Origin of the sequence: Ferruginibacter paludis, assembly GCF_030409685.1 — a bacterium.
Taxonomy (GTDB): domain Bacteria; phylum Bacteroidota; class Bacteroidia; order Chitinophagales; family Chitinophagaceae; genus Ferruginibacter; species Ferruginibacter paludis.
This window is the reverse complement of record NZ_JAUFQJ010000001.1, coordinates 415,226-436,734: the sequence shown is the minus strand read 5'-3', so window position 1 is coordinate 436,734 and position 21,509 is coordinate 415,226. Positions and strand designations below refer to the sequence as shown.

Genomic DNA, 21,509 nt, shown 5'->3' with positions numbered 1-21,509 from the left:
GCTGTCAATTTGGCTTTTACCGTATTTAAGCACCATATTTGACATTGAAAATCAACCCGATAATATTAATATACCAATAACAGTAATTTTATGATAGGTTTTTTATCGAAAATATTTGGTGGCAACAAAAGTGAAAAAGATGTAAAAAAAATCACTCCCCAGGTTGAAGCCATCAATCGTTTTTTTGCACAATATCAATCCCTCTCCAACGATGGCTTGCGCAACAAAACCCAGGAATTTAAACAACGCATCCGCCAGCACCTGGCAGAAATTGATGCGCAGATCAGCACTAAAAAAAATGATGCGGAAAATTTACCAGTAGCAGAAATCAATCAAAAGGATATTATCTACCAGGAAATTGATGCCCTTAAAAAAGAAAGGGATAAGAAAATAGAAGAAGTGCTGCAGGAAATTTTGCCCGAAGCTTTTGCCGTGGTAAAAGAAACCGCCCGCCGCTTTAAAGAAAATGCAACGCTGGAAAGTACCGCAACAGAACTGGACAAAACATTGGCTGTTACAAAAAAACACATCCGCATTGAAGGCGATAAAGCCATCTTCAGCAACCGCTGGACGGCTGCTGGTGGTGATGTTACCTGGAACATGGTGCATTACGATGTACAGCTGATTGGTGGTATGGTATTGCACAGCGGAAAAATCGCTGAGATGGCAACCGGTGAAGGTAAAACGCTGGTAAGTACTTTACCTGCTTACCTCAATGCACTAAGCGGAGAAGGGGTTCATATAGTAACGGTGAACGATTACCTCGCAAGAAGGGATAGTGAATGGAACGGCCCGTTGTTTGAATTTTTAGGATTAACTGTTGATTGTATCGATAAGCATGAACCCAATAGTGACGCCAGGAGAGCGGCTTACAACTCTGATATCACCTATGGTACCAACAACGAATTTGGTTTTGATTACCTGAGGGATAACATGGTGCACAGCCCCGATGAAATGGTACAGCGCAAACATCATTTCGCCATGGTGGATGAGGTGGATAGTGTGTTGATTGATGATGCCCGTACGCCGCTGATCATTAGCGGACCAGTTGGTCACAGCGATAACACGCAACAGTTTTTTGACCTGAAACCCCGCATTGAAAAACTACTGGACGCCCAGCGCAAGGCTGTGAACCAATTTTTAATTGATGCCAAGAAAAAAATAGGTGAAGGCAATGATGATCCCAAAGATGGCGGTCTGTCATTGTTTCGTGCCCACCGTGGTTTACCTAAAAATGGTGCGCTGATTAAATTTCTGAGCGAACCAGGCATCAGGGTTAAACTGCAAAAGAGTGAAAACTATTACCTGGCAGATCAGCAGAAAGAAATGCCCAAGGTAGATGAAGAACTCTACTTCCAGATTGATGAAAAAAACAACCAGGTTGATTTAACTGATAAGGGCATTAACCTAATCACTAAATCAGGGGAAGATCCTGAATTTTTTATTTTGCCGGATATCGGCGTAAAACTAAGCGACATTGAAAAGAGCAGCCTGAATGCAGATGAAAAACTGCGCCAGAAAGAAGCCCTGCTGAATGAATACTCTTTAAAAGCTGACCGCATACACACGGTACAGCAATTATTAAAAGCCTACACTTTATTTGATAAAGACACCGAGTACGTAGTATTGGATGAAGCCGTAAAAATTGTGGATGAACAAACCGGTCGTATACTCGATGGAAGACGATACAGCGACGGTTTGCACCAAGCCATTGAAGCAAAAGAAAATGTGAAGATTGAAGCCAGCACACAGACGTATGCTACGGTTACTTTACAAAACTATTTCAGGATGTACCATAAGCTTTGTGGTATGACCGGTACTGCTGAAACGGAAGCCGCTGAGTTATGGGACATTTATAAATTAGATGTGGTAACCATCCCCACCAATTTGCCCGCCATAAGAAAAGACGAACAGGATTTGGTGTACAAAACCAAACGTGAAAAATACAAGGCGGTGATTGATGAAATAGAACGTTTACGCCTTGCCGGACGTCCTTCACTTGTAGGTACAACCTCTGTAGAAATAAGTGAATTGCTGAGCAGGATGCTGAAGCAAAAAAATATTCCGCACAATGTATTGAACGCAAAACAACATGCTAAGGAAGCGCAGGTAGTTGCCGAAGCTGGTTTGGCGGGTGCCGTAACCATCGCCACCAATATGGCCGGTCGTGGTACGGATATTAAACTAGGGCCAGGTGTGAAAGAAGCAGGCGGGTTGGCCATTGTAGGTACCGAACGGCATGAAAGCCGCCGTGTGGACAGGCAGTTGCGTGGACGTGCCGGACGCCAGGGAGATCCGGGTAGCACTCAGTTTTTTGCAAGCCTGGAAGATGACCTGATGCGCATGTTCGGCAGCGAACGTATCGCTTCTATGATGGACCGCATGGGTTATAAGGAAGGCGAAGTGATACAGCACAGCATGATCAGCAAGAGCATTGAAAGAGCGCAGAAAAAAGTAGAAGAAAATAACTTCGGCATCCGTAAACGTTTGCTTGAGTATGATGATGTAATGAACAAACAGCGTAACGTGGTGTACAGCAAACGCAACCACGCTTTGTTTGGCGAAAGGCTGGCGCTTGACCTGGACAATGCCTTCTATTCTGTTGCAGATGGTCTCATCAATTCCTTCCGCGAAAGCGCCGATTTTGAAGACTTTAAACTCGCCGTGATTGTAAACTTTGGTATTGATACTACCATCACCAAAGAGGAACTGGAAAAAGGAAATATACAACAGGTAGCAGAAAAATTGTACGATGAAGCCAAGAGCAATTATAACCGCAAGGTTGTTGCCGTAGCACAACAAACGCTGCCCATTATAAAAAACATTCGTAAAGAACAGGGCAGCCATATTGAAAATGTAGCCGTACCATTTACAGATGGCCGCAAACAAATACAGGCCCTTGCTAACCTGGATAAAACCATCGCCAGCGAAGGGGCCGAGCTGCCCAATGCGCTGGAACGCAGCATTACGCTGGCGTTGATTGATGATGCCTGGAAAGAACATTTACGTGCCATGGACGATCTGCGCCACAGTGTACAAACTGCAGGCTACGAGCAAAAAGATCCGCTGGTGATTTATAAAATTGAAGCCTTCAGCGCCTTTAAACAAATGGACGATGCGGTTAATAAAGACATCGTAAGTTTCCTTTGCCATTGCGCCATCCCCACTGAAGAAACCAATGCTGCCAAAATAAAAGAAGGCCGCGAACAAAAAACCGACATGAGCAAAATGCGCCAGCGCAAGGAAGAGTTTGCAGGCGCTGCATCCGGCACCGGTGGACCAGAATACATTAGCAACGAAAATGATTACAATGATCCCTCTCCCGCCATTAAGCAGGAACCAATCCGTGTAGAACCAAAGATCGGCAGGAACGACGCCTGCCCTTGTGGAAGCGGCAAAAAGTACAAAAATTGCCATGGCAAAGACGCGTAAATAAACTAAGCAATAATTTAAAAAGGCTAACCGCAACGTTAGCCTTTTTTTTGCGTGACAAATTTTGCTGTTCAGGCTAAGAAGCCTTGTGGTACTGCATTGGCGTCGCACATTTGTATATTTTCGCCTTGGGAAAATTTTATTTTAGCGGAGTGCGAATCGTAATATTAGTAAGTGTTGGTTTCCCCTTGTTAGTGTTACTGTACGAGAAGAAAAATCACCCTGTCAAAGTAGGCCGCTCTTGCGTCTCCTGACCAATAGCTGAAGCCAAGGCAACAAAAAACAACAAATAGGAAAAGCATCACGCCAATTATTTATTGAATACTTGCTTTTATCAAGAACTCATTTTAATGATGCTCCAGTGGCTGGTCAGAGTCACGATGACGATTGATGGGATGGGCATGTTTATCAAAATTTTTCGTTGTAGAAAGCCCGGCGTTACATCGCCGGGCTTTTAATTTCAAATTCAAAACACTACGGCTTCGGCGCGGCAGCAGAAGTTTTATTTACTATTGGCCACAACGAGCCAACGGGCAGTGTTGGCGGAATAGTGATACCTTTATTAAATCCTCTTGTTTGTGCATCGCCGCCAAAATAATACAAGGGCCAGCCATTGTAGGTCAATTGCTTTTTTCCATTAAAAGTAATTACCGCAAACAAGGTTTTATCCAGTATAGAAGGCACGGTAATATTATCTGTTTCATAAATCGGCCAGAAAGAATTATTGGTAAAATCGGCTTTTGTAAACTTATTTACCAGGAAGCTGTCTCTTCCAAAAGCATATAAGGTGTTGCCTTTATCATCACTGAAATAACTCGTGCGACCATCACCTGGTGCATAAGTGCTTAAATAATTTTTACCGTCCGCACCTGTCAACTGGAAATTGGCAATGGTGATTGAATAGTTGGGCTTCGCTACAAACCAGATATTGCCAACACCTTCACCGGTTGTTTGGCCGGCAGCTTCCAATACGCCACCCGGTGAATAATAATACAAAGGCCATCCTTTATAGGTAGTTTGTTTGGCGCCTGTACTGGTTAAAATTGTTTTGAAATCAGTGGCTTGCAAACCTGTCCCAAACGTAGTGGTAGTACTGTCTGCCGCAAATACCGGCCAGTTGGTTAAACATCCACCGGTACAGTTGGACTGACCATTTACATCGTTTGAAAAATAGTACAAAGTCTTACCGTCCTTGTCTACAATATGGCTGCCAAGCGCATTGGTAGAATCCAGGTGTATATCGGTACGTGGAGGTATTGCAGCAGGATCGCTTTTTTTACAGGCCGAAAATTGCAGTGCAAACAAGGCACAGGCTGTCAGTAGAAAAATATTTTTTTTCATGATATTTTTTTTGAGAATACTTTAAGTTGTTTGGTTGGAATTAGTGCTTTATTCAGGCCTGAAAAAGTAGTACTGGAATAAGGAACGCAGGTTTTGATAATTAGGTTGCTTGAGGCTGTTGCTATTTTTTTACAGGTAGTCGCATATATTTGAAAAGTATGGGGTCTGAAGATCTGCGTATAAGCGAGGTAGCCAAAATATCAATAAAAAAGTATGACCTTGCAGGCATTGCAAAATGAAAAAATAAAAATTGCCTGGAAGTACAATTTCTTAGCAACACGAACCGTGGCAACAATACAAAATTCATGATCAAAAATTATTTTGCCCTGCAATACAAAATGCTTAACAGGCAACTGGCAGACTTTGGCGTGCCAGCGGCTGCAGCATGGATTGTTTTGCCGGCCGTTTTTATTGGCCTTTCTTTTTACCTGTTTCATAAAACGGCATTTGCCCGGTACATCTACATATTGATGGCTGTAAGCCTTACTGTCAATTTTACAAGCAGCGATAGAAATAATTTTTTAAGATCCTGTTTTAAACAAGGTGATTATTACCGGGTAAGATTAGGTGAAAATATTTTGGTCGTGTTGCCGTTTCTTATTTTCCTGATTTGCAAAAACTGTGTTGCGTCAGCTGGTATTTTATTGGCGCTTGCAACCGCAACCGCATTCATCAGTTTTAAAAGCAAGTTACAGTTCATTATTCCAACGCCGTTTTATAAAAAGCCGTTTGAATTTATCGCGGGTTTCAGAAAAATGTGGCCGGCGTTGCTATGTTGCTACCTGTTTACAATTATGGCTATTGTAGTACATAACTTCAACCTTGGCGTGGTTGCGCTGACGGCCATTTTTTTATTGTGCATTTCATTTTATCAGGAAATGGAAACCGGCTTTTATGTTTGGGTATATTCATTAACACCGCATCAGTTTTTAAAACAAAAAATTGCAACGGCAGCATGGCAGGCCTCATTGTTAACACTTCCCGCTGCAATTGCCCTGGGCATTTGTTATCCCCCCCACCTAAACATAATTGGATTATTTTTTTGCCTGGGCCATATTTACCTGGCAACCGCTATCTGCGCAAAGTATTCTGCCTTTCCACAACCTGTCGAATTGCCGCAGGTTATATTGCTCGTTGCAGGTATACTGTTTGCACCCTTGCTGATTTTGATAATACCTTATTTTTACATCCGTTCCCTTAAAAAACTGAACAATTTATTGCGATGATATCCATTGAAAATGTATCAATTTCTTTTGGCAGTAACAATGTACTCAATAATGTGCATGCTCATTTTTCTAAAGGAAAGGTTTATGGGATTGTGGGCGAAAACGGTTCTGGTAAAACAACGTTTTTTAGGTGCATAGCAGGGATACAAGCGTATTCAGGCCATATAAACAGCGAGTTTAATCCGTTAAAAAACCATATCGGTTTGCTTCAGACAGAGCCTTACTTCTTTTCAAAAATAACCGGCAGGGAATACCTGCAACTGATGTGCAATGCAAGAAACATCAGGGTGACCGACATTGATAGTAAAAATATCTTTGGCTTGCCGTTGAATGAATATGCCGCCACTTACTCTACCGGTATGAAAAAGAAACTGGCTCTTATGGCCATCCTGATGCAGGAAAATGAAATACTGATTTTGGATGAACCCTTTAATGGTGTTGACATTCACAGCAACATCCTCATTACGGAAATTATTCACCAGCTAAAATCTCTCAATAAAATCATCCTGATTTCATCGCATATATTTTCAACGCTCAATGCTACATGCGACGAAATCTATCTACTTGGTAATGGAACATTTGTAAAAAAAGTTTTGAAGACAGAATTTTCGCTGTTGGAACAAGAATTAATAAACTTCACGGTCGGCAATAAAATTGAACAGCTGAAACTTAAATAATAAGCAGCCATGGAAATTTTTTCAGGAAGCTTACTGCGATCATTTTTCGACGAAAAAATTCTAAAAAATTTGGTCAGTAAAAAAATGATTCTATCTTTGCACTACACAAGAACACCTTACAAACGCATTACCTCAATCTCCTATTAATTATCATCCCTTTCGCTTTTTCTTCCAGGTCTCCCGTTACTGATTAACCCCGTTACAGATTCATTAATACATTGCTTTACGCAGTTGTACAGCCGATATTTAATTTCCAATTTTGTGAATAGCACTTTTTAAGATTCTTTATTTCCGTTACAAACGAAATAAATATTTAAACCTCTAAAATTTGCAAAATGAAATTTTTTACATCTACTCTTGCCCTGGTTTTAATAGCCACGGTTAGTTTCGCCCAATCTGTTTGTCCTGATTATTTCAGACGTAACAATGGTAATGGAGCCTGCTCTGACGGACAATTAAAACTGTATTATACAACCTGTCCGCCATCCATTCCAATCATCGATTCGGTTTACTCCAATGGAGTAAAAACCAACATTACTTTTGCTTCGCCAGATGCTTCTAAATGCAGCTCCCAGGGCTTTATAGGCTACTGTGTGGTGGGTGGAAATATGCCGCCAGCGTCAACCTGGGCGATCTATTTTCACAACCCCGGATCAACAGATCCGTTTGGTTGCAATGTACCCGAAGGTGGAATTTTACCAATTGGCATCAAGACATTTACAGCAACCAGGAACAATAACAGTGTGATCCTTAACTGGCAAACCGCCGTTGAGATAAATGCCCGGCTTTTTGAAATACAAAAAAAATCCGGTAACAGCTTTGTAACCGTCGGCAGCATTGCAGCGGCCAATAAAGAAACCGGCAGCAGCTATAGTTACACTGATATTTCAAAAGAACAAACCACAGCTGAATATCGTTTAAAAATGGTGAGCAGTGATGCCGCAATTGCTTATAGCGAAATTCGGGTAGTACGTAGCGCCGGTGCTTCATTTGACTTTACTATTTTCCCGAACCCTGCTACAAGGAATACCAAAATTGCTTTAGGTGATATTACACAACCTTCAACCATACAGGTAATTGATAACTCCGGAAGGCAGGTAAGATCGATCAGTGTGAGGTCAAGCAGTACGATAGAATTAAGCAACCTGCAACCGGGCCTGTACAGGGTACGGATTGTTACGAATAATTCAGGTGAAGCACTTACAAAAACTTTAACCATTGTTCAATAAAAACCAACCCGCTTTTAAAATCCCAAAGGCTGCCTATCAGGCAGCCTTTCGTTTCATCAGCAGTTAACCCATCCAAAAAAATGAGTTACCTGGCGTGGAAGTCTTTTACATTAACCCAAATTTTAGATATAGCTTTTCTTATCCTCAACCGGAACCAGGGCTTTAAAGTAAAGTGTTAACGAAGCGCTTAAACCGATCTTTTTGCACCGAACCTAAATTGCAGGAGGTGTGTTTTTCTCGGCATACCGGTTAAGAGGAGATGAGTTATGGGCACCCGCAACATGCAATTTAAAACCGGTATTTAAATGGTTTGCATTAGCCGGGAATAATGTTCTTAGATTTAAATTTTCGCTTTTATTAGTTAATAATTTGTTTTTTATTAAAATATAAATCAATTTCAATAAATATTTAAGCAATTTCAAATAGGGACAATAAATATTTAATCAGCGTCTGGTGAAACGCTTTCAGCTTAACATATTCTTTAATCAATTTATACTAACGGTTATTCCCTACTGATTTTCCGTACATTCATATACCATGACGAACTTAATGAACTCTGAAATAGAATTATCCGCATTTTTTGAGCAATCGCCTGACCTGGTTTGTATAGCAGGCAGGGATGGATTTTTCAAATCGGTAAACGAGGTGGTAATTAAAAAAATGGGATACACCATTGATGAACTGCTGTCGCAACCTATTTCTACATTCATACATGAAGATGACAAAAAAATCACCCATAAACACCGGTCAGCTTTATTGAGCGGCAAAGTGCTGCACAACTTTGTAAACAGGTATATTTCAAAAAAAGGAGACATCATATGGTTGGAATGGACTTCCCTGTATTTCTCCAAAAGCGGATTGGTGTTCGCCACCGCAAAAGACATTACGGAAAGGAAACTGGCAGAAACGGATATCGAGCAGCAGTACAACAAATTTAAAAATTTAACGGCCCATTTTAAAAGTGATATTGAAAAAGACAGAAAATACCTGACCTACGAATTGCATGAAGAACTGGCACAATTGACAGCCGCCATTAAAATGAATATTGAATCTGTTGCTATGAACACGCCTTTGCTACCGGAGCCTTCCAAAGTGGCGGTAGAAAAAGCTTTGGTTATTTCCCAAATGCTGATTAAAACACTGCAGCGGATTTCTTTTTCCATTAGTCCGAACGTATTGCATGAATTCGGCCTGAATGCTGCACTGGAATGGCTTTCTACAGAATTTTCCCTGTTACATAATATACCATGTACATTTAACAATAACTATTCGGAAGAACTGTTAACCAAGGAAATTCAAACAGATTTTTTTCGGATTTGCCAGGAGTCGTTAAAAAATGTGCAGGACCATGCCAACGCCAAAAGTGTACACATCAGGATTGAAGAAGTCAATGATAAAATCAGGCTTTCTATCAAAGATGATGGTGATGGATTTGATATTACCCAGCAGAAAGAAACACCGGGCTTTGTAAGTATGCGGGAACGCGTAAACTCTATCAATGGCGAGTTACTTATTGAAAGTGAACCTGAAACAGGCACTGGAATATTTGTTACAATTGCAAAATAAAAGGACCTGAGATTGGCTTTTCATCAGTCAAAAATATCCGAAGACAAATAACGATCTCCCCTATCGCAGATGATAGCTACAATTACCCCAGACGTTAACTCTTTTGACAATTCAATAGCAGCATGTACTGCGCCGCCACTGCTTAACCCGCTAAACACAGCCTCTTCCCTGGCCAGTTTTTTTGTCATTTTACGGGCATCTTTTTCATCAACTTCAATAATACGATCTACCCTGTTACGGTCGAATATTTTCGGCAAATAGGCTTCCGGCCATTTGCGAATGCCGGGAATCTGTGATCCGTCAGTTGGCTGGCAGCCGACAATCTGGATGCCGGTATTTTGTTCCTTTAAGTATCTTGATACGCCCATAATAGTACCAGTGGTACCCATGGCAGATACAAAATGAGTGATGGTGCCTGCCGTATCCCGCCAAATTTCGGGACCCGTAGTTTTATAGTGCATGCCGGCATTATCTGGATTACCAAACTGGTTCAGCATAAAATAACCACCTTTTGCTACCTGGGCATTGGCATAATCAATACTGCCCTCAATAGACCGTTCCTTCGGTGTAAGAATTACCCTGGCTCCAAAGGCCTGCATGGTGAGCACTCTTTCACGGGTAGAATTTTCAGGCATTACCAATTCTATCGGTACTTTAAATAAACTGGCTATCATCGCCAATGCAATACCGGTATTGCCGCTGGTGGCTTCTATCAGCGTAATACCTTGTGTTATTTCGCCGCGGTCCAATGCGCCTTTAATCATGCCGTAGGCGGCCCGGTCCTTAACACTTCCTCCTGGATTATTACCCTCCAGCTTGGCATAAATACTTACATTCTTATTTACACTTACCTGGTCTAGTTTAACCATAGGTGTATTGCCTACTAATTCTAAAATACCTGCCATATACTTCTTTTGCTAAATGAATTTCTAAGGTACAACACCAAATTAATTGATCGTTTACGTTATCAGGTAATCAATACAATTTAACAATAGTTAATACATATCAATAAGTTACAATCAATTCTATTTTCTATCCCTTAAGTCGAAACTTTGATAATACGACAGCCGGATGACATTTACACTTTTGTATTGATTGCCGGCAGCCAGCTGCTGCCAGATATTAAGGTATCCAAATTGAAAATTTGACACTGCACTTGTCTGCACCTTAAACCCGGTATAAAAACGGTTTTGGTCAAAGTAATTATACACAATCTGCCTGCCCGCATTTACATTGATTTCATCGTTTATTATCAGCGTAATGGCACCGGGTTTCGTCTCCTTTTTATCAAGGGGTAACTCGTAACGCCAGTTGTAACGCAGCCTGTAATTAAAATTATAGCCGTTGCCAAGTGTACTGTCGTTTAAAATTTTTTGACGATACCTTTCCTCCAACCTAATCCAATGCACCATTCTTTTTCTCCCATACCTTGCATCCCATTGCAATTGCTGCCAGGGGCGACGTTCTTTTTGCGAAATCAGTTTATGATTGTCTTGCGGAAAATAATTAGCCCAGGCAAATCCCGCCGTTGCTTTAACACTATTGGAAACATAATACGTAACACCGACACGAACAATATCAACAGAAAAATTATTTACAAAATCTTCTTTTGTGCGCAACTGAAAATCAGTCCATGTACCCCACTTATTACTGATTCTTGTTTGATTAAAATAGGCAAACCATGCTTCATTCAGGTGCTGTACTTTTTTAGTTGTTTGCGCCATCGATACAATTCCCGTAAAGAAAACCACCAGCCACGAAAAAATATATTTCAGCATTCAAAAAATTTATATAAAAAAGAGTGCAAATATAGCGCACTCTTTTTTATATAAAATGCCTCCCAACAAGGTCAGGTTGTTTCCTTTATTTCATCATTGGCTACCGCAATCACCTGGTCGCCGGCTTTCAGCGCACCAAATACTTCAATTTTGTTGGCCGTCTGATTGCCCGTGCTGACATCTACTTTGGTGATTTTATCACCATTCATCACCAGCACATATTTTCTTTCGGTTGAAGTAACAACAGCGGATTTTGGAACGAACAATGCTTCCACATTTCCTTTGGAATACAACAGCATGTCTGCAAACATACCGGGCGCCAGTGCGCCTTCCTTGTTGGGCACATCCACTTCCATTCGTTCGCTGCGGTATTGTGCGTTTACATTCATGGAAGAACGGTTGATATTGCCGGTAAGTTTCTTGCCTTGCAGGGCGCTAACGTAAAAAGATACCGTGTCTTTATTTTTCAGGTTGCCCGCCAATGCCTCGGGTATGTCTACCTGTAAACGAAGATGATCAATTTGTTTCAATTCCAGCATGGGTTTGTCTTTCACTGATGCACTTACCAGCGCCCCGGGATGCACGTTTCTTTCGGTAATAACACCGGCGAAAGGCGCCACTACTTTTAAGTAATCCAGCATGGTTTGCTGCATTTGCCAGTTGGCTTTTTCTGCATTGCTTACCGCACTGTCTGCCTCCATTTTTGCTTTTATGCTGCTCAGATCGAGAGGAGAAATGGCACCGGCTGTTTTAGCCGCTTCCAGCAGTCGCTGGTAGCGTTCTTTATCTATTGCAAAATCTGCTTTTGTGCGGGCATACTTTTCCCTTGCCTGTAAAGCAGCCTGCACCAATTCCGGCGCCTCAAGTACCATCAGCACCGTGCCTTTCGTAACCCTGGAACCAATATCTACCTGTACCGACTTTACATAACCGTTCACTTTAGGAAATATGCTCACTTCCTGGAAGGCTGCCAGTTGTGCGGGCAGTTTTATAGTAGATGCCACGCCACCCTTTTCAACTGTAGCGAGCGTATACTTAGTTGCAGCGGCTTTCGGCTCTATGGTTTTATTGGGCGCTGCATTGTTGGACGAGCAGGAATAAAGCCCGAAAAATAAAAAGGAAAAAATAAAATATTTCATGTTGATAAATTTAGTTGTTACTATTTTCTGGTAATAAAGACACGGATCCAAAAGACGCTTTCTGCCGAACCCAGCCATATACCAGTGGCACGATAAATAAGGCCGCAAATGTGGAAGCAATGAGACCACCGATTACTGCACGACCCAACGGTGCAGATTGATCGCCTGCTTCACCCAGCCCGCTGGCCATGGGTATCATACCGGCAATCATGGCAAGGCTTGTCATTAAAATCGGGCGTAAGCGAACGCTGGCTGCTACTGTTGCTGCTTTAAAAGGATTTTTGTATTGCAAACGCAAAGCCTCTGCGTTGGTTACAATCAGGATGGCGTTGGCTACCGATACACCCGTACTCATAATAATACCCATGTACGATTGCAGATTCAGCGTTGCTCCTGTTGCCAGCAGCAACAACAACGCACCCAGCAAAACAGCCGGTATGGTTGATAGTACCGCAACAGATACGCCAAAGGATTGATAATTAGCGGCGAGCAACAACAATATCACCACGATGGCTACCAGCAAACCTGTTTGTAACGAGTCCAGCGTTTCTGTTAATAAAGATGACATGCCTTTTACATCGGCTACCAATCCCTTTGGCGGTGTACCTAACGCCGTGATGGTTTTTTGCACTGCTGTGGTTGCCGTGCCGAGATCTTTTTTATAAATGTTGGCACTCACTGTTAAAAAACGGCGTGGTCCGGCACGGTCATATTCACCTGGCAATGTATCCACCGTCATTTGTGCAATGTCAGATAAAATGGGTCTTGATTTTCCTTTTACCAGCGAAATAGATTGTAATTGTTCAATGGAGTTCATCAGGTATTCCGGCACCTGTACCTGTACCTGGTAAGTGTAAGCAACTTTCTGGTCAAGCCATTGTACTTTTTCTGTAAAGCGGCTGGAAGAAGTAGCATCGGTAATACTCCTGGCCACTTCGTTCAGGTTGAGCCCCATCTGCGCCAAACGAAAACGATCAATATTGATTTTAATGGTAGGGAATTTTAATGGCTGCGCTATCTGTACATCCCGCAGGTAACTGATTTGTTTCAGGCTATCCACCAGCCTTTCCGCATACAACTTTAGTTCATCGAAATTTTTACCTGCCACCCTCACTTCAATAGGTGTGGAAGCACCCTGGGCCATGATCTTTTCTGTTAACTCAATGGGTTCAAAAGAGATGTTGAGTAAGGGGTAAGCCGCTTTTATATTCTGCCGGAGTTTATCTTTTAATTCATCCAGGTTGGCCTTGTAATTCTCTTCCAGGTTAATCTGCAGAATGGCTTCATGTGTACCGCTGTTAAAAATATAAAGATTACTGGATCCATAACTGCTGGGGATCAGGCCCACATAGGCGGAACTGATTTTTACATTGCCGTTGGTGGTTTTATCAATCACCGCCAGCACACCTTTGGTAGCTCTTTCGGTTTGCTCCAGCCTTGTTCCATCCGGTTCTTTAATCCTTATCTGTAACTGACCGTTATTGGTTTTCGGCAACAAATCTTTTCCGATAAAAACAAAACAGGCGCCTGCTGCTACCAATGATAAAACAAGGTATACCAACACGATGGGTTTCCTGTTGGGCATCCAGTTTTCAAGCCTGTTTGCAAGCGACATTTTTATGCGTTGAAAAAACCCGTTCTCCTCCGGATGCTTTTTATCCTCGGCATTGTGCAGGTTGATTTCGGTGATTTCTGTATCATCCAAAGCAAGTCCTGCGTGAGCGTGTGACTGCTCATGATGGTACTGGAACATGCCTTCTTTTAATAGCCAGTTGGCAATAACCGGCACCAATGTTTGGGCAGCGATAAACGACACGATCATGGCAAAACCGATGGATAAAGACAAGGGAAGAAACATGGCTTTCGGTACGCCATTCATAACAAAAGACGGCGCAAAAACGGCGAGGATACACAATAAGATCAGCAACAACGGAAAAGAAATTTCTTCACAGGCATCCAGGATGGCCTGCCGTTTATTCTTGCCCATCTCCAGGTGCTGGTGTATATTTTCAATGGTTACCGTGGCCTGGTCAACCAATACTCCAATGGCCAATGCAAGGCCACTCAGCGTCATGATATTGATAGATTGCCCTGCAAGATTGAGAAACAATACACTGCTCAATATGGCCACGGGGATAGTAATCACCACGACCAAACTGCTTCTCCAATCCTTTAAAAACAATAATACCATCAGGCCCGTAAGAATAGCGCCCAGTATACCTTCCGTCATCAAACTTTTTACAGCGTTGATTACAAATACCGACTGGTCAAATTCGTACCCGATATTGACATCATCCGGCAACAGGCTTTGCATTTCGGGGAGTTTGCTTTTTAAGGATTGCACCACAGCCCAGGTAGAAGCATCAGCCGTTTTTACCACTGGAATATATACCGAACGTTTGCCGTTGATGAGCGCATAATCTACGGTTACATCGGCTGCATCTGCAACGGTGCCGATATCGTGTATAAATACTGCGGAAGCACCATCTGTTGTTATGGGAATGTCTTCGAACTGCTGTACTTTTTCTTCCAGTGAATTTACCGTAGTTACATACATCATGCTATCCACCCGTAAATTACCTGATGGACTCATACTATTGCTCCTGGAAATCGCCTCCACTACCTGGTCGGGTGATAAATTATAGCGGCGTAATTTTTCGGGATCAACACTTACCACAACCGATCTTGAGTTGGCGCCAAATGGGGGTGGTGCCGACAAGCCGGAAACGGTAGAAAACATTGGCCGCACACGTGTTACGGCAAGATCATAAATTTCCTTTAAAGATTTTGTCGGGCTGCTGAAAACCAGCTGCCCCACGGGCAATGAAGAGGCATCAAAGCGGATCACCTGCGGCGGCAATGCACCGGGTGGGAAAAACTTGGAGGCCCTGTTCACCTGCAAGGCAACCTGCGCCGATGCTTCGGCCATATCGGTGCCTTCGTAAAAGGAAAGTTTTATCAGGGTAAGGCCCTGTATGTTTTTACTTTCCATATTTTTTATACCATTAACGTATAAAAACTGGTCCTGCAAACGGGTGGCGAAAAAGCCTTCCATTTGTTGCGGACTCATGCCACCATAAGATTCAATTACATAGATTGTTGGCAGGTTCAGTTTGGGAAAAATATCAATCGGTATTTTCCTGATCGCCATAAAAGAAAACAACAACAATCCTGTAAAAAGTACCATTATGGTAATGGGCCTTTTTAATGCTGCTCGTACCATAATGAATTATTTTATTGTTTGAATAAATTGTGTAAGATTACCGGTAGCAGCGGATTTATCTAATTGCGCCATGTACCAGTCATTTAATGTTTCGATGTAATCAGTTTGCGACCGGTACAATACAAATGATGCATTGGTCAGGTCAATCAAAGAGATGATACCTGCTTTATACTGTGCCAGTTTTTGCTCGTAAGTATCCTGTGCCGACTGATACTGTACCGGCAATTCTGTTAGGTTTGCCAACGTAGTTTGCAGCGCATTGTCGGCCTGGTTGGCAGACGATAACAGGGATAACTTTTGTTGCTGCAAATCATATTCACTTGCCTGCAACTGGTAGCGGTTAATGGCCAGCTTATCTCTTTTGGTAATGCCGTTGAATAGATTGTAGGTGAAAGCCACTCCGACTGCATAATTAAAACGCTGATAACCCAGCCCTGTTGCCAGCGACTTATACTGATCATTGTATTGAATGCTGGAACCCCTGCCCCAGGAGCTGCCCGCCAGCAATATTTTGGGCAGGTAACTTTTGCTGATGAGGCGTTGATTGGCTAAATAAATATCCCTCCTTTTGGAGTAATAATCTACCAACGGATTATTAACACTGTCCATCGCAAAATCAACAGCAATGGGCATTTTGTTCATTGGGTTGATCGGGACAGAGTCTACGGTTATACTATTGCCCGGTATTCCCGTGAGATAGGCTAATTGTTCCTTTAACTGGCTTACATTTCCCAGTGTTTGGTTGTAACTGATTTTAGTTTTAGAGAGTTCTGCCTTCGCCAGGGACGAATCTGCACCGGGCTTAATACCGGCTGCCGTAAGTGCCTGGATTACATTAAAGATGCTTTGATACCTGTCAATGTTTTGCCTGTCAGCACTCAACCGGTACTGATTTTTGAGAATATTAAAATACAATCTGGCTACATTCAGATCAAGAAAATACTGCTCTTTTTTCAGGTCTGTTTCTGCGAGGTTCAGGTACGCCCTGGCTGTATTTAGTTTTGCCTGGTTGAGTCCGAAATTGGCAAGTTCATACTCACTGTATAATACCGCTAAATTGCCTGCAGCTGGCTGTCCGATATTTTCGCTGCGGATACTCCCGGAGGTGGAAGGCGTCATACCAAAAGTAAAAAAACTGCCGGCGAGTGAATTGGCTGAGCCAAGGTTTAACTGCTCGCCAAATTTGACCTGTGGTAAAAAGGAATGTTTTGTATCGGTGATGGCAGCTTTGCCTGATTCAATCAATGCTTTCTTTTGCATCAATACCGGCAGGTAATTGTGGGCGCTGTCTATCAGGCTGGATAAGGAATATTTTTTTGTTTGTGCAAATACAAAAGGTGCCTGTATCAATAACAATATACTGAATACAGAATAGCACCTTCGTCTTAAAAAAGGAACCATAATTATTTATTAAGGTGAAAAATGTTGAAACAAATAAATGTTATACAACAGCGGGCGGTCCCCTTAATGAATAGGTAAATAAGTGAGAAGAGACAAGCGCAGGATTAAGATAATTGCCAAAGGATGTTTCAGGGGTAATGTATGCTTGTATTTCAAAAGAAACCGGCACGCAAAAAGGCGTACTGGCTGGTTGAAATCTTTTGTTTAGGCGGAGAGAACTAACTTTTCCAGTCGTTTTGTTGTTATCAGGGCCAACTACAACTAGGGCAGATGTGGTTGCTTTTGTATAAACAGCCGGGGCATATTTGCCAGTACTAATACTATCGTGATTAATAAAAATCTGTACTAAAAAAAAGGGCAGATAAAAAAGCAGTGCAACTATTTTAGTGAGGCTAAAAAATATGTTTTGCTTTTTTTGACGCATGACGTAATGGAAGTATTTTGAGCACAATGTCGAAGCTGCAAATGTCAGTCTAACTTAGTTAAGTTATTTATATCTTTTGCAAACAAATTGTTAACCGCAAACATAATTACTTTTTGCCTGAATAAAAAAACCGGCTAACACTACGAACAGTTTACCCGGTTTTTATAAAAATTTTTAATTGACTATTTGCTTCGCAGATCAAAATTTTGAAAATAAAACAAACGGGCACCATTGATATTTTTATATTGATTGCCTGCAGCCAATTGCTGAAAAACATTCAGGTAGCCAAATTGAAGGTTGGTGCTTTTACCTGTTTGTAATTTCAATCCGGCGAAGAAACGGTTCTGATCAAAATAGTTATTTACGATTTGTTTGCCAAAGTTCACGTGCACTTCGTCATTTAAAATAAAAGAAAGGGCTCCCGGCACAATGCCTTTTTTGCTTAATGGTACTTCATACCACAAGTTGTAACGCAGTTTAAAATTAAAACTGTATCCGTCTGCCAATGCATCGTCATTCAAAATTTTACGGCGGTATCTTTCCTCCAGCCGCATCCATTGCATCATCCTGGATTTAGCATATTTGGTATGCCATTGAAGTTGCTGCCAGGGCCGATGCTCGGGCTGTGAAATATTTTTATGATTGTCGCCAGGAAAAAAGTTTATCCATGCATAACCCGCCGTGAGCTTGGTGTCTGTGGTAACATAATAAGTTAGGCCTACCCTTACAATACTTACAGAAAGATCATTTACAAAGTCTTCTTTGGTACGTAAATTCAAATCCGTCCACAATCCCAGTTTGTTACTAAACCTCGTTTGGTTAAAATAACCAAGCCATACCTGGTTAAGGTTCTCAGTATGTTTTGCGTTTTGAGCAATCGACGTAATAGTAAAACAAAGCAGTAACACGCAACCGGCAATATTTTTTTTCATCTTTTCTTATTTATTTAAAAGGGAGTGAAAGATAAATTATCAGACACTCCCCCTTAACCTTAGCTAATATTTTGTTTGGCTTTTCTTAAAACAAGCCTGCTATCTATTTGTTCAATAAACCGTCCAGCGTAATGGCGGCATAATATAATGCACCAATTGTTGGGCCTCCTGCATATTCCAGGTGGCGGTTATTCAGTACGTTGGTACCTCCTAGCTTAACGGTAGCTTTCACTTTCGGAATTCTATAGGTAACCTGTGCATCCAGGTTATTGATGGCAGCAATTTTACCTGTTACCAGCGGACTTTCCCAAAGGAAAGCATTCTGCCATTTCCATACAATATTAAACCCAACATTTCTGCTGATGGCCCGGTTACCAAAGGATACGTTGGTCGTCCAGTCCGGGGTATTAAAGCCGGTAATAAATAAATCAGGCGTAGCATTGCCTTTAATTTTATTGTAGTTGATATTGCCCGAGATGGTAAAAGTTTTATAGAAGTTGTACGTTACTCCCAGCGAAGAACCATAGGTAGTGTATTTATTTTTTGCGTTCGTATAAACGCGATACCGATCCTGGCCTTTACTGGCCGCTGTTGCTGGTGATGTAGCTGTGGCATCCTTTGCCGGTTGTGCATCGCGGTTCCTGTCAATCATAGCTAACACAGCGGCATCTGCGCCGATGGTTTCCGCAATGGGAACAAACACCTGCACCTGGCCCAAAAAACCATCGTAGATATTGGTGTAGGCATCAAAATCTACAAAGACTTTGTTATTAAACAAGGCACTTTTATATCCAACTTCAAAAGAGTTAATTCCTTCAGGTCTTCCGTTTGGCAAAGAAGCTGCCTTTAACAAACCACGGTTAGCCAATGCAGCGGAATCCGTGTTACCCGCCAATTTTACAGCTGCATTAAAAGCAGCTACGGAAGTTTGTGTATAACTGTTCTCACGATAACCAAGCCCTTCATTGATCACAGGCAGTATACCCACCCGTTTTACACGGCCATTATTTACGTAAGACAAGGCTTCAAACAGGGCAGGAAAACGGTAACCCTTTTGAAAAGTAAAACGAAAATTGTGTCGTTGTTTTACCGTGTAAACCGCAGCTACTCTTGGTGTAAGTTTGGCGGAAAATTCAGGGTTGTAATCCGCACGCAGTGAACCCCATAATTTTAATTTTTCTTCAAACAGTGTTTTCGTGATTTGTGCAAAACCGCCGAATTTTTTGTAGTAGATATTGCTGCCGAAACTGCCATCGGGCAAAGGTGTATTCCTGTCTGCAATTGGTCTTGTAAAGTCAACGAAGTTATTACCATCAGGTATTAATTGATATACCCTCGCATCACCCCCAATCAGCAGGTTAAAATACTTCACCTGTTTGGTCAGATCCAGTTGCCCTTCTAAATGATACAGGTGACTTTTTTGAATAAGCGCAGCACCACCTGTTGCCGGCGCATTCGGTATTTGCGCAGATTTAATATCCCAGTTGTTGATTTTAATAATAGAATCTTTCACCCTGTTAAAGTAATCAGTGCCAGGTTCCGCACGGCCTGCATCAGCCAGCTGGCGGGCATATTGCGTTGCTGCCGCAAGATTATCTGAGGTGAGCGCACCTCCATGAGTTGTTGCAAAAGAAGTGAGTGCATTTTTAAATTTTGCCCCCCACGCACTGTTGCTGCCACCGGTATATAAATCGAGGTTATCAGCCAACGGCTTAACATTGTAACTGTCGCCTGAATTTTCTATTGAGGTATAGGCTTTGATGGTAAAATTGCTTCCCTTTAATTCAACCTGGTGATTTTGCACCACTACATTATCCAGTTTTATTTTGTTACCGCGTTGAAAAACACCATCCATTTTACCCACCCGGTATGTATAAATCAAAGTTGTATTGGGTGTTATTTTATAATGTAGCGCCGCGTCAAATTTCAGGTTGTTTACCTTCGGATCTACCAGGTCTTTCTCCCAGTAACCTGTACGGGCAACAGTCAACGTTTTATTGGTTGCCCCATCAATTTTCAGGCCTGTTACAGATACCGTATTGCTTCCTGCAAGGGCATCGTCACCATATTTATTCCAGCCGTCAAATACAATATTGTTGTCACCATTTAATGCAGGATAAGATGGGTTGGCCGTGTTTTTATTGTTGGGGTTCTGATCCAATCTTGTGTCAGAAATCCAGTCTACACCCTGCAGATAGCTACCATTTATTTTAAAGGCGAATTTGTTATTAAAAGCTTTTGCATAGCGGATGGCTGTTTCTGTCAGCAAGCCGGGAGCGTGATCAATACCATCCACATGATTAATGCCCGTGCGTTGAAATACGCTTAATCCCTCGGAAGTAAAGGGGTTCTTTGTAATGAGGTTGCTCATACCATTGATCGCGTTCATACCATACAAGGCAGAGGCAGCGCCTGGTGTAACTTCAATACTTTGTATATCCAGTTCTGTTGGCCCGATGGCATTACCGAGCGGAACACCCAATGTCGCCGCCTGCATATCGATACCATCTACCAGCTGCATAAAACGAAAATTATTGGGAATATTAAAGCCCCTTGTGTTGGGCACTTTAAATGTAATGGAAGAAGTAGTTAACTGAACGCCTTTTACATTACCCAGCGCATCATAGAAGGAAGCTGCGGGTGTTTCTTTTAATGCCCTGATGTCCAGTTTCTCAATACTCACAGGCGACTTTAAAATTTTCTCAGAAGTACGGCTTGCTGTAACTACCACTTCGTTTGCAAGGAAAGTTTGGCTGGTTAATTGTATGGCCAACTTTGAGTTAGCATTCCTGATTTCGATTTCCTGCGGAGAAAATCCAACGGAAGTTACCACTACTGTAAAAGGAAATTTTTGATTGATCACCAATGAAAATCTCCCGGTTGAATCGGTGATGGTTCCGCTGGAGGCGCCCTTTACAGCTATACTGGCAGATGCCAGGCCTTCGTGATTTTCGCCGACTATACGCCCGCTTAAAATTACTGTTCCATTCAGCTGCCCGAATACTATAACCGGAAGTAAAAAATATACTAATGCTGCTAACTTTCTCATTGTAGAATTTTGGTGGTTTTGTTTTACAATTATGATTTCATTCGTGTGCTTACCCACCCCCCTCCGGGAATGAGAATGTGATTAATACCTGT

General features: G+C 42.0%; 13 protein-coding genes. 5 read left to right on the top strand and 8 right to left on the bottom strand.

Going from position 1 to position 21,509, the window contains the following annotated elements; genetic code table 11:
- Positions 1 to 90: 90 nt before the first annotated feature.
- Positions 91 to 3,432, top strand: coding sequence for a preprotein translocase subunit SecA (gene secA / locus QWZ08_RS01840; protein WP_290335475.1), 3,342 nt, complete (start codon positions 91 to 93; stop codon positions 3,430 to 3,432).
- A 474-nt stretch (positions 3,433 to 3,906) separates the two neighbouring features.
- Here secA and QWZ08_RS01835 read toward each other — a convergent pair whose 3' ends face one another.
- Positions 3,907 to 4,773, bottom strand: a complete 867-nt coding sequence (locus QWZ08_RS01835; RefSeq protein ID WP_290335474.1) for a hypothetical protein — start codon at positions 4,771 to 4,773, stop codon at positions 3,907 to 3,909.
- Positions 4,774 to 5,078: 305 nt separating this feature from the next.
- Between QWZ08_RS01835 and QWZ08_RS01830 the strand changes: the two genes are divergently transcribed.
- The 4 genes from QWZ08_RS01830 (at position 5,079) to QWZ08_RS01815 (ending at position 9,471) form a co-directional block, all read left to right on the top strand.
- Positions 5,079 to 5,999 (top strand): hypothetical protein, encoded by a 921-nt coding sequence (locus tag QWZ08_RS01830; protein WP_290335473.1) that lies wholly within the window; start codon positions 5,079 to 5,081, stop codon positions 5,997 to 5,999.
- Positions 5,996 to 6,676, top strand: coding sequence for an ABC transporter ATP-binding protein (locus QWZ08_RS01825; RefSeq protein WP_290335472.1), 681 nt, complete (start codon positions 5,996 to 5,998; stop codon positions 6,674 to 6,676). The genes QWZ08_RS01830 and QWZ08_RS01825 overlap by 4 nt, the downstream gene beginning before the upstream one ends.
- 335 nt (positions 6,677 to 7,011) lie before the next feature.
- Positions 7,012 to 7,905: a T9SS type A sorting domain-containing protein gene (locus tag QWZ08_RS01820; RefSeq protein WP_290335471.1), complete on the top strand. Its 894-nt coding sequence runs from the start codon at positions 7,012 to 7,014 to the stop codon at positions 7,903 to 7,905.
- 537 nt (positions 7,906 to 8,442) lie between these two features.
- Positions 8,443 to 9,471 carry a PAS domain-containing sensor histidine kinase gene (locus tag QWZ08_RS01815; RefSeq protein WP_290335470.1) on the top strand — a complete coding sequence of 343 codons (1,029 nt, stop codon included), beginning with the start codon at positions 8,443 to 8,445 and terminating at the stop codon, positions 9,469 to 9,471.
- 23 nt (positions 9,472 to 9,494) lie between these two features.
- Here QWZ08_RS01815 and cysM read toward each other — a convergent pair whose 3' ends face one another.
- From cysM to QWZ08_RS01780, 7 genes are all read right to left on the bottom strand, one after another.
- Positions 9,495 to 10,376 (bottom strand): cysteine synthase CysM, encoded by an 882-nt coding sequence (cysM, locus tag QWZ08_RS01810; protein ID WP_290335469.1) that lies wholly within the window; start codon positions 10,374 to 10,376, stop codon positions 9,495 to 9,497.
- Between the two features lie 120 nt (positions 10,377 to 10,496).
- Positions 10,497 to 11,249 carry a DUF2490 domain-containing protein gene (locus QWZ08_RS01805; protein WP_290335468.1) on the bottom strand — a complete coding sequence of 251 codons (753 nt, stop codon included), beginning with the start codon at positions 11,247 to 11,249 and terminating at the stop codon, positions 10,497 to 10,499.
- 71 nt (positions 11,250 to 11,320) lie between these two features.
- Positions 11,321 to 12,388, bottom strand: a complete 1,068-nt coding sequence (locus QWZ08_RS01800) for an efflux RND transporter periplasmic adaptor subunit (RefSeq protein WP_290335467.1) — start codon at positions 12,386 to 12,388, stop codon at positions 11,321 to 11,323.
- A 10-nt stretch (positions 12,389 to 12,398) separates the two neighbouring features.
- Positions 12,399 to 15,611, bottom strand: a complete 3,213-nt coding sequence (locus tag QWZ08_RS01795) for an efflux RND transporter permease subunit (RefSeq protein ID WP_290335466.1) — start codon at positions 15,609 to 15,611, stop codon at positions 12,399 to 12,401.
- 6 nt (positions 15,612 to 15,617) lie between these two features.
- Entirely contained in the window at positions 15,618 to 17,012 is a 1,395-nt protein-coding gene (locus QWZ08_RS01790) for a TolC family protein (RefSeq protein ID WP_290335465.1), read from the bottom strand.
- A 606-nt stretch (positions 17,013 to 17,618) separates the two neighbouring features.
- Positions 17,619 to 18,368: a DUF2490 domain-containing protein gene (locus QWZ08_RS01785; protein WP_290335464.1), complete on the bottom strand. Its 750-nt coding sequence runs from the start codon at positions 18,366 to 18,368 to the stop codon at positions 17,619 to 17,621.
- Positions 18,369 to 18,471: 103 nt separating this feature from the next.
- Positions 18,472 to 21,417, bottom strand: coding sequence for a carboxypeptidase-like regulatory domain-containing protein (locus tag QWZ08_RS01780; protein ID WP_290335463.1), 2,946 nt, complete (start codon positions 21,415 to 21,417; stop codon positions 18,472 to 18,474).
- Positions 21,418 to 21,509: the final 92 nt, after the last annotated feature.